At 55.8% G+C, this 10441-nt stretch carries 8 protein-coding genes; 1 reads left to right on the forward strand and 7 read right to left on the reverse strand.

Translation table 11 applies throughout. The annotated features are described in order from the left end of the window. Window positions 1-36 precede the first annotated feature (36 nt). The 5 genes from H6G62_RS18830 to H6G62_RS18850 form a co-directional block, all read right to left on the reverse strand. Window positions 37-2964 carry a caspase family protein gene (locus H6G62_RS18830; protein ID WP_190497966.1) on the reverse strand — a complete coding sequence of 976 codons (2928 nt, stop codon included), beginning with the start codon at window positions 2962-2964 and terminating at the stop codon, window positions 37-39. 554 nt (window positions 2965-3518) lie between these two features. Then, window positions 3519-4649 (reverse strand): quinone-dependent dihydroorotate dehydrogenase, encoded by a 1131-nt coding sequence (locus H6G62_RS18835; RefSeq protein WP_190497968.1) that lies wholly within the window; start codon window positions 4647-4649, stop codon window positions 3519-3521. A gap of 184 nt (window positions 4650-4833) precedes the next feature. After that, a complete protein-coding gene (locus H6G62_RS18840; protein ID WP_190497970.1) occupies window positions 4834-6375 on the reverse strand; it encodes a serine/threonine-protein kinase in 1542 nt (513 codons plus the stop codon). Window positions 6376-6750: 375 nt separating this feature from the next. Continuing rightward, window positions 6751-7212, reverse strand: a complete 462-nt coding sequence (locus tag H6G62_RS18845) for a hypothetical protein (RefSeq protein ID WP_190497971.1) — start codon at window positions 7210-7212, stop codon at window positions 6751-6753. Window positions 7213-7382: 170 nt separating this feature from the next. Continuing rightward, window positions 7383-8525 carry an anhydro-N-acetylmuramic acid kinase gene (locus H6G62_RS18850; RefSeq protein ID WP_190497983.1) on the reverse strand — a complete coding sequence of 381 codons (1143 nt, stop codon included), beginning with the start codon at window positions 8523-8525 and terminating at the stop codon, window positions 7383-7385. Between the two features lie 654 nt (window positions 8526-9179). On the opposite strand from H6G62_RS18850, the gene H6G62_RS18855 reads away from it, so the two are divergent. Then, window positions 9180-9431 (forward strand): hypothetical protein, encoded by a 252-nt coding sequence (locus tag H6G62_RS18855; protein WP_190497973.1) that lies wholly within the window; start codon window positions 9180-9182, stop codon window positions 9429-9431. Window positions 9432-9560: 129 nt separating this feature from the next. On the opposite strand, the gene H6G62_RS18860 is transcribed toward H6G62_RS18855, so the two are convergent. Next, window positions 9561-9917: a transposase gene (locus H6G62_RS18860; protein WP_190497975.1), complete on the reverse strand. Its 357-nt coding sequence runs from the start codon at window positions 9915-9917 to the stop codon at window positions 9561-9563. 23 nt (window positions 9918-9940) lie between these two features. Then, the coding region (locus tag H6G62_RS18865; protein WP_190497977.1) for an IS630 family transposase at window positions 9941-10441 on the reverse strand (501 nt) is incomplete at its 5' end.

The following is a 10441-nucleotide window of genomic DNA, read 5'->3' on the forward strand; positions in this document are numbered from 1 at the left end:
ACAATCTTAGATGTAACGATGTGTGTAATAAACCGATTAACCTTGGGAATTTTGCAGCGTAAAGCAAACGGGGTCTGGATTGGCCTGGAGACACCAAAGCTGGATGGTGACACCGGGGGTAGCGGGGGAGGCCCATTCGGCCACTTTCTGAGGGGTATCGGTGGTCATGGGCAAGGCAGCAGGCGCGATGGGGGCGGATAGGGTTGGGGCTGGAGGCAACCATACTTTGATCTTGGCCTCCCAGGAGGTGGTGCGTTGGGCGGCCCGCTGGATTGATTTCGGTAGGCTGGGGGGCAGAGCCATAAAGCGCTGGGGCGTGGCCCTGGGGAGAGACTCGGCCCACCGCCCTAGGAGAGGGGCCGTCAGGATGGTGCGCACCATCCCCACCTGGGGGGACGGGCTTTGCCCGGTCAGGAATTCGCTAGGGTCATCAGCATCGGGGCTGGCCTCCACCGAGCGAAAGACCGGGCCTGTGACCACGGTGGGCAAGGTGGGAGACTGGCTTTTCCAGGCGGGGGTGGGGCTGATGATTACATTGTGACCATAGGCGGCCAGCATCCCTGTCCCCATGCTGATGGGAATCAGTAGTTTCATCAGGTAGCGCTTTTGGGTGCAACGACGGGCATAGCTTTGACAAGCCTGGAGATAGCCCATGGCCTGGGTTGAGAGACAGCCCGGATACTCCGTTTGCAGGGTCTTGGCCTCCTGTAAACGGGTTTTGGTTAAAAAGTATTCGGGATGATGGGGGCATTGCTGGCGATACCATTCCTGGGCGGCCACCTCGATGGAACGCTGGGCCTTCAGCCAAGGCTGGTTGCTTTGGAACCAGGCCTGCATCGGAAGCCAGGTGCGAATCAGGGATTCGTGGGCAATGTCAAAGTGGGGCGTGAGATCGGGACAGTAGCAGAACCGTTCGGTCGTGTGGCGGGCCATCAGTTTCGTTAGGGAACGCGGGGCCATGGCGGTAGAGATATCGTGGCTGTCTCCGTCTCCGGTTGATCGGGATCCCGTCGGCCATGCGGGCACCAAGGCCGCTACGGAAGATCCCCCAGCGACCTCAAGGCGGCTTAGGTTGGCTTGGGCGACCACCAGCCCCGCCGCCATCATTTGATCCAGTACCGCCAAGACTTGCCCCTCATCCATCGCCTCCGTGATCAGTTCCGACAACTGCACCTGGCGGCGGGTTAACGTTGCCCCCTCTCCGGGCTCACACAGGCCCAGAAAAATGCGTTCGGCAATGGGCTGCTCTGTGCGAGACAGTTGATCGTAGAACTGGGTGGCCCGCTGACTCAACAGGTGACGAATCCCGCCCATTTCGGCATAGGCTTCCAGGGTAAGCCGGGGCGACTCCTGGCCCTTGATATCCACCTCACGGTGCTGCCAGACCGCCTTGAGGGCCGTTTGTAGGAGGGCCAAATCCCCCGACGCCCCCACCACATCCAACAACAGGGTATAGATCAGGTTGGCGTCATAGCGCAAACCCACCTTTTCGAGGGGGCCAACGATAGTGGACTTCACCTGGTCGTAGGTCATGGCGGGCACCGTAAGACCATGCTGGGCCACCAGATCATAGAAAACGGGAAAGCGCTGGAGATCCTGTAGGTAGTGGGCTCGTAGCCCAATCACCACATGAATGGGCAGGTGTGGCTGCTGAATCACCGCCAGCAGACAGTCCATCACGCTCTGCTGCTCCAGCTCCAGCCCAGGGTAGATGGACGACCGCAGCATGTCCTCAAACTGGTCAAGGATCAGCACCAGATGCCGAGAACGCCCGCCCTTGGCCTCGTCGGGTTGGGTGATGGCCTGCACCAGTTGGGCCATGCCCTCCCCCCCAGTCCGCAAAAAGGACTCCGCTTGGCGAATTTGCTCCGCCCGCTGAATACCCTTTACGTCTGGATCCACAAAGGCTTCGGCAAGGGCCTTGAGGGGGCTATGGCCGGGGGTGAGGTAGCGCACATCCCACTGGGGATCCTGTTCCGTCTGGGGCTGTCGTTGCAGAAGGGGGATCAGTCCGGCCCGCAAAATCGAGGTTTTACCACACCCCGAAGCCCCGACCAGGGCACAGAAGCGCTTTCGGATCACCTGATCCAGCAGGGTTGCCGTCACCTCTTCTCGGCCAAAGAAAAGGTTGGCGTGGGTCACATCAAAGGGAGCCTGCCCCTGAAACGGGCAAAAGCCATAGCTCAAATGCTTGAGGCGATCTAGGGTGGTGGCCTTGGAGGTTTGCACCGCCGGAGTGGTACCGGACAGGCGGGTGAGCACAATCTCGCCCCCAGAGCTTTCAAAGAGGGGCTGTTGAAGTTCTCCCTTCAACTGACGGTTAACGCTGTCGGTGAGGGAGTGGCCATTAACGATACCGCCCTTCACTTTGTAGGGGTTCAGCCCAGACAGGAGAGCCTGCGTAAAAACACTGTGGTTACCTTCCAGGGCTTCATAGGCTTCCTCGTACTCCCGTGAAGCGGCCATGAAGAGGCGATCCGTACCCGCCTTAGCCCCCGGATCCGCTTCCAGTACATTCAACAATTCGCCGCTATTGCAGCAGTCGAGGATGACCACCCGCTGCCGCACGGGGCTTTCTTGCAGAAGTCGCCGCAGCCAGTAGAGCGACAGCCCATAGTGACCTAGGGCGGGGTTTGCGTCGCTGGTGGCCAAATACCCTTCTTGAATCCCCGCATTGCGCTGTAGCCCGTGACCAGAATAGTAAAAAATAGCAGTCTGGGGGATATTTTTCCCGGCTGGTTTAAATAGGCGAATCAGCCCTTCCTCCAGCATTTTGGTGGTCACAACCGCCTGCTGGCTTACGGTCGGCTTTTGATTCCGAATGGCCTCTGGCATCCGCATTACCCGGCATTCTCCAAAGCTTTCGAGGCAGCGGGCCACGGATTCAGCATCCTTAGCCGGAGCCCCTAGACTGGGCAAATGTTGATAAGTATTAATGCCAATGATCAGCGCATCCCGTGACATTTTTAGCACCCTACTTAGAACGACTGAGTCAGATCTAGACCAGCAATCCATATCCGCTTGCTGGTCATAGGCACAAACAAGCCTGATTTAGCCACGCTCTATCCGAGAGTGGTAAATGGATCGCAAAGATCTGAATAACTACCCAGTTCAATGCTTTGACACTTTCACCTTAGCGAAGGGAAGAACATCACTTAAGAGGGGTGGAACCCCCATAATTTCTAGCCTTAAATCTTTTTAAATCGAGCAAAAAGCGGCTTCGTACAATTACTGACTCAAACTTTAATCCGTAAAATGACTGAGAAAAAAGGCTGGAAATCAGATCCTTGCTTTTTCTTAATAAAGATACTTGACGATCTCTCCCTTCAGTTCGTGATCTTACGGAATGGATTTCCTAGGCCGACTAGGGGCGACACCCTTGATCCCATACAGGAGGATCGAATTAAAACGCTCAATAATCTAGTGTTTATACGGAGATTTGGGTCTGAAATATGCCAGCTTTAATTTGCACTGAGCCAAGTCCACCGATAGAGGTAGGCGTCCTTGGGAGCGTGGGGTTAACGGTGACGAAGGCCCACGGCATCGCGGATGGTGTCTAGGCGATGTGCTTCCAGCTTGGCTACCAGGCCTGCCATCATGCGCTGCACCATCCAGGGGCCTTCGTAGATCCAGCCCGTGTAGGTTTGCAGCAGAGTGGCTCCGGCGATGATTTTCTCCCAGGCGTCTTCGGCGGTGAAAATGCCGCCTACACCCACAATCGGCAACTGCCCCCCGGTGCGCTGGTAGAGGTAGTGGATCACCTCGGTGGATCGTTGGCGCAGAGGTGCCCCGCTGATGCCACCCGCCTCTTCGGTGATGGGGCGTCCGGTTTGGGGCACAATCTGGGTTTTGAGCCCTTGGCGCGAGAGGGTGGTATTGGTGGCGATGATACCCGCTAGGCTATGGGCCTGGGCGACCTCTAGAATGGCATCGATGTCGGGCCAGTCTAGATCCGGTGCAATTTTCACCAGCAGGGGCTTGTGGCCGTCGTTTTCGGCTTGTAGGGCGGCGAGGATAGGGGCAAGTTGGTCGGCGGCTTGCAGGGTGCGTAGTCCCGGCGTGTTGGGGGAGGACACGTTGACCACAAAGTAATCGCCGTAGTCTTTCAGGGCGTGAAAGCTGGTTCGGTAGTCCTCGGCGGCTTCCTCCAACGGCGTAATTTTAGATTTGCCCAGGTTAATGCCCATGGGGATGGTAGGGCGATGGTGTTCCCAATGGGGGGCCAACCGTTCTGCCAAGGCATTGGCCCCCTGGTTGTTAAAGCCCATGCGGTTGAGGGCTGCCTCGTCTTCTACCAGGCGAAACAGGCGCGGCGGTGGATTTCCGGGCTGGGCATGGCAGGTAACGGTGCCCAGTTCTGCATAGCCAAAGCCAAACAGGGGCCAAGCTAGGGCCGCTTTGCCATCCTTATCAAACCCCGCCGCCAGCCCTAGGGGGGTGGGAAAGGAAAGTCCCCAAACGCACTGTTCCAACCGTGGATCGGCATAGCCAAACTGTTCTTTAGCCCAAGTTTGGATACCAGAACGGGCAGGGGTTGGCTGGCCCAGCCAATGCAAAATACCCATGGCATAGCCATGCAGCCATTCGGGATCGAGCTTAAGTCGATTAAAAATCAGGGGCCGGAGATACTGGAGGTAGGGATCTTTCACGCCGGGTCAGGATGAACAGTAGGGTAACGACACGGTGGTCAGGAGGCGAAGGTGGTCAGGAGGCGACGATCAACGGCCTGACCTACGACGGCCAATCATGCCAATCATGACGTTGCTATCATACTGGCTTCTTCCCTTCTCCCACCACCAGCCTAGGGTTGAAATCGGTGTGGGTTTGTGGGGGTTACTCAGACAGGTTAGACCCCGTATCGATATAAATGGATTCTAGCTTTTGGATCACCTTGGCCTTGAGGCTGGTTTTGAACTCGTTGCGGAGGAGATCGCGGCTGGTGCCCATGGCCCCAATATCCGGGCGGCTACGGGCGGTAACCACCCATTCCTGCATCATGGTGCGCTGGGGAGGAGCAATGGTGCAAGACAACACATGGGCACAGCGGCGGGGATTTTCTAGGGCAAAGAGTAGCAGTCGGTAGGATCCGGTGGTTCCTAGGAGGCTGGTAATCTCTTGGCCCAGGGGCGTTTTGAGGTCTAGGTAGCAGGGCAACCAGCGTGCGCCGTGGGTGCTGCTGTAGAGCACCGTGAGCCACAGCATGACCGGGTGAGGCGACATGGTGCAAATAAAGGTGTTGTAGCGGGTGCTAATCAGGCGGCGGTTAATTTCCGCCTGGGGCATCATGGCCCAGAGGGTGGCCAATTTGCCCTGGCTGGTGGGAATGGCGTGGGGAAAGGCAATCTCGGCAATGGGTTTACTGGGGGGCCAGGTCATCAGCCGACATACCTGGTCGTCGTCCACCGCCTCGCCGGACTCCGCTGGCTGCACCACGGGCACCCGGCTCAGGGTGGTGCTGATCCGCTGACTAATGCGAAAGCCGTTGACGTAGCGGGACTCTAGGGGTTCGAGGGTGTTGAGTACGTCCTGGACGCTTTGGGGACGGTCTTCGGGGCGCTTGGCCATGCAGCGCAGGATCAAATCCTCCAACAGCCGAGGTACCTTCAGTTGGCTGTCCACTTCCTCGATGCGCTTAGGGGTTTCCTGCTGGTGAACCTTGTACCAGCCGCCAAAGGTGTGGCTGCTCGCCCGCAGGGGCAGGTGCCCGGTGAGCATCTGAAACATCATGATGCCAAGACTGTAGATGTCGGATCGGCCATCCAGTTCCCGGCCATCCATCTGTTCGGGGGAAGCGTAGGCGAGGGTACCCATGAAGCAATTGGTTTGGTCATTGCCCGCCTGCATGAGCTTGGCGATGCCAAAGTCCAAAATTTTAGCCAGTTCTCCCAGGGTGGGATCCTGGACAATCATAATATTGCTGGGCTTGATGTCTCGATGGATGATAGAAACGGGTTCCGCCTGGGTTTTCAGGATGATACCTTCGTGGGCGGCCTGGAGCCCCAGACAAATTTGGCGAATCAGCCCTAAAAAGCGAGGAATGGGTAGGGGCTGAAGGTTGATCATTTGGCTGAGACTTTGGCCCTGGAGATATTCCATCACATAGAAGGGAACCCCTTCTTCGTTGACGCCATAGTCGGTGACCCGCACTACGTGGATGCTTTTTTGTCCCAATTGAGCGCAGGTCATCGCCTCCTGCATGAAGCGTTCCCGCATTTTGTCATTCATCATCGTTTGCGACAAAAACTTGATCGCCACCTTCACGCCGCCTAGGAGTACATCCTCTGCCAAGTAAACCCGCCCCATGGATCCTTGCCCCAGGGCGTCGATCAGTTCGTAGCGATTAGCAAGTTTCGTGCCTAGGTTTGGATCTGCCATAAAACGTGATAACTAGCCAATGTGCGAAGGCCCAAAACATCCCCTACCACCAAGGCGATCCCCCCAGAAAGACGGTCACGTAGAACAGCTAGCTTGGATCGATCCCGAATCGACACTGGATCGATACGCTCCTGGGCTTCCTGTGATGTGGCTCTGGTCTTGCCCCTAACCACCTTTTCCTGGCTCCATAGCCTTGATTCAGGAATTGGGGTAGATCTGGGCCGAATCTTCATCGATCCTTGATGTCAGTGAACGTAATTTTAATATGCCCACTTTTTCCGATAACAGCTTGGTTTTACCACAGATTTTTTGAGACCCAAGCTCCTTACCGCCATGGCCCGTCTCCCAAGCCGACGTTCCCCGGCCCAACGGTGGCTAGCCGCTCGGTGACGGTGGCCCCTGGGGTTGTAGGGTGGCCTCCATGGCGCTCGTGAGGTAGTGGCCCGTCATGATGCCGCTAGAGAGGTGGTAACGGCCATCGTCGAGGCGGTGGAGGGTTTCAAATCCGGTGCGTCGCTGGCGGTCGCCCAAGGCCCAATACCGCTGAATAATGGAATCGGGGGCCACCCAGCCCTCCCCCTCAACCCGACCAAGTTGGCTGTGCTGAAGCACAAAGGTATATTGGCAATCGCCGCTGGCCAGCCGCCCGCGATACTGGAGGGCCATCTCCGGCGGGGTAGCCTCTGGCATGACCAACTTCATCACCATGGTGAACCAATCATCCCGACTCCAGGCAATCAAAATTTTGCCCTTTACCGGGGTGGGCAGGCGATCACGCTCTAACCAGCTTCCTTGTAAGATCCAGCGTCCTGGTTCAACTAAAAAACTGTGAACCACCGGTTGATCCTCAAACCATGAACCTCAGGGGTAGCCACTGCCCAGAACTGCGGCCAGTATCTCTGGATGGGTCAGCCACTCCCTTCCAGCATACGCCCTATTGCTGGGAGTAGGATACCTGAGCCAGGGGATTGATGCGAACCTATCTATCTGGGGCAACCTGGGGTGCCCTAGGGATAGTGGAGATCGCCAAGGAGGGTGGCCGTTCTGGCCCCAGTTACCGTTGGCAAGTTGCCCGGAAACGACTGCCAGCGCCAGTAGCCCAACACCGCAAAGGCCATGGCTTCCTTGGACTCGGCGGGAACCCCAGCCGCGTCGGTGGGCATAACGGGAATGTCAGGGAAATGCTGCTGGAGATAGGCCATCAGCACCGGGTTGCGACAGCCCCCCCCGCCGACCAAAATCGCCTCTGGCAGGGCGGGCAAAAAAGATTGATAGGCCTGGGCAATGGTGGCGGCGGTAAAGGCGGTGAGGGTGGCCACAAAGTCCATTGGCCCCAAGCCCTGTTCCTGGGCCTGGAGATAGCTGTCTTGAAAAAAGTCCCAGCCAAATAACTCCCGTCCCGTAGATTTCGGGGGCGGCTGGTGTAGGTAGGGGTGTTGCAGCCAATCGGATAGAAGGTCGAGACAGGGTGTGCCCTGGGCGGCCCAAGCGCCATCGGCATCGTAGGTGAGGGTGCCCTCCGAGAGGGTGGCCATGGCAATGTCGATGAGGGAATTCCCTGGCCCCGTATCCCAGCCCAAAATGGCCGGGGGCTGGGGCGACCGATGCCGATCCCAGGTAGGTAGGTAGGTGACATTGCCGATGCCGCCAATATTTTGCACACAACGACCCTGTTGGGGATGGCCCAGCAAACAGAGATCCACAATGGGCACCAGGGGCGCACCCTCTCCGCCCGCCTCAATATCGGCCTGCCGAAAATTGCTGACTGTGGGCACCCCCAACCGCCGCGCTAGGCTGGCCCCCCGCCCCAACTGCACACTATAGGCCAACCGATCCCCCTGCACCGGGCGATGGAACACCGTTTGACCGTGGGAAGCCACCAGATCCACGGGGCCAGCTTGGTCGATGGCGCGTTGGGCCGATGGGGCAAACGCTTGGGCAATGGCCTCGTCTAACTCCGCTAAATCCGCCATGGTGAGGGGCTGTCCGGCACAGACCGCCAAAATCCGCTGGCGGAGATCGTCAGGGTAAGGCTCTGTGAAGCCCTCAACTAAATCAACCTGTAGGTCATAGCCCTGCCCCTCAATCTCTACTAAGGCCACATCAATACCATCGACGGAGGTGCCGCTCATTAAGCCAATCACGCGCATTTCAGCACCCTTAACGTCTGCCAACAAAGAAAATATTTCCCTCAGAGCCCTAGCCCCACGCCAGCCATGGCCCTGATAGAGCCATTAAAACAAATTCCGGTTCACCCTCATCCCCAGGGACAGCGGGCCCCCGGTCGCAGACTCCTAACGACGAGTGGGCTAACGGCCTGAAGTCCCCGCATTCATCCCAGGTCAGATCTAATGCACTAAGATGCCGTTAGAGCCAAATTCGCCCAAACCCCTATGGTAAAAGGCTTTGGGCTACTGGGCACCTCGAAAAATACTGAAGACACTGTCTCACAATGAGACTCATGTCGAAATCTAGATTCCTGAACTATTTGCTAATAGTCCAATACTTGATCATTAGGGCACCTCGAAAAATACTGAAAACGTTATCTCACAATGAGACTCATGCCGGAATCTAGTCACCTAAAATATTGGCTAACATTCCACTATTTGATCATCATTATTTTAATTCTTAAAGAGATAGTCGATAGACACAAGGGCACCTCGAAAAATCCAAATCTTCGTGGAAGTAGCTACGAGATTTCAGGGGTTTCAGGCTTTTCATGTTCGCTATATGGTAATTAATCGAGGTGCCCACAAAAAGATGAGATCATAGATAATATAAATCACTCACTTCTCATCAGGACTATGGGGCAAAAAGGATTCTGGGACTTTGAGGAACGCCAGCAGGAATTGCTCAACAAAAATAAAACCCTAAAATATCTCAATGACATTATTCCCTGGGAATTATTCCGATATGAACTAGAATCGCTCCATAAAAAAGACCGCAAAAGCAATGCAGGCCGCAAACCAATCGATGTCATTTTGGGCCTGAAGAACTTAACCTATAACTTTATGCGCTTCATCTTCTGGGAAACACGAGAACCTGTTCTGAATTAAACGGTTTTAATCAAGACGATAAGACGACGCTAGTAGATTCATTTTAATCACGACTGACACAGTACGATAGAAAGGTTATTTCTGGCTCACCGTGTTCTTTTTTGAGACGGCAATTCCCTGGATACTCAATTAATCGAGGTGCCCAAGAATCTTAGGGCCATCCTGCTCAAAGTCTTCGATCCGTCTACCTTCTCCAACCCATTCCTGTTTCACTTCTTCGTAGAATCCATGGAGGACACTGAAAAAGCTATCACCAGTTCCCTTACTGATAAAATCAACAATGCGCTTCTTATCCGAAAGACGCACTCCTCCCATCACACTGAAGCGTCCTTTTCTCCTTTCTCCTGAAGCCTTTTTTCGTTTCCCTTTCTTTGTCCAGGTTTTTCCTCTCCTCACTCTCAAACTAAATCCAGCTTCGTCCCAAAACCATATCTGAAGACGATCTGGGGTCTCCTTCGCAATGCGAATATACTCTTCTAATACCAATACAAAATGAAGCTGAGCACAATTCAGGCTGATTTCTGGAATTCCGCTTGGAGTAGGGCATCAAGAATGAAGTCATACCCCGTGATGGACTGCACTTGCTCCGGGGTTAGACGGGCGAGTTCCTCCTCCACCCGCTGTTGAAGCGCGTTGAGGGAGGGGAAGTTTTCGCCTTTCCAGGTGGCTTTGAGGTGTTGCCAGAAGCGTTCTATGGGGTTGAGTTCGGGACAATGGGGCGGTTGAAAGAGCGGAATGATATTTTCGGGCCATTGAATGGCCTTGGCCCGATGGGCGGGTGCCCGGTCGAGTTGCATCACCACGACCGAGTCGCCGAGGGCACGGGAGAGATCATCGAGGAATTGCTGGAAATGCGTCTGATTTAGATGGGGGTGGGTTTGGCTCCAATGCCATCCACTGACGGGGTCAACCACCCCATAGAGCCAGAAGGCTTCCCGAGGCCAATCCACCTTGGCGATGGGCTTGACACCCTTGGCGGTAATCACTCGCCCCGTCTCGGTTTTGCGCCC

The sequence above is a fragment of the Phormidium sp. FACHB-1136 genome (assembly GCF_014697375.1).
Lineage (GTDB): Bacteria > Cyanobacteriota > Cyanobacteriia > Phormidesmidales > Phormidesmidaceae > Nodosilinea.

Bases quoted from the DNA above. Each gene is read 5' to 3' on its own strand.
- H6G62_RS18830 (WP_190497966.1), bottom strand. From the start codon at position 2,964: ATGTCACGGGATGCGCTGATCATTGGCATTAATACTTATCAACATTTG.
- H6G62_RS18840 (WP_190497970.1), bottom strand. From the start codon at position 6,375: ATGGCAGATCCAAACCTAGGCACGAAACTTGCTAATCGCTACGAACTG.
- H6G62_RS18850 (WP_190497983.1), bottom strand. From the start codon at position 8,525: ATGCGCGTGATTGGCTTAATGAGCGGCACCTCCGTCGATGGTATTGAT.
- H6G62_RS18855 (WP_190497973.1), top strand. From the start codon at position 9,180: ATGGGGCAAAAAGGATTCTGGGACTTTGAGGAACGCCAGCAGGAATTG.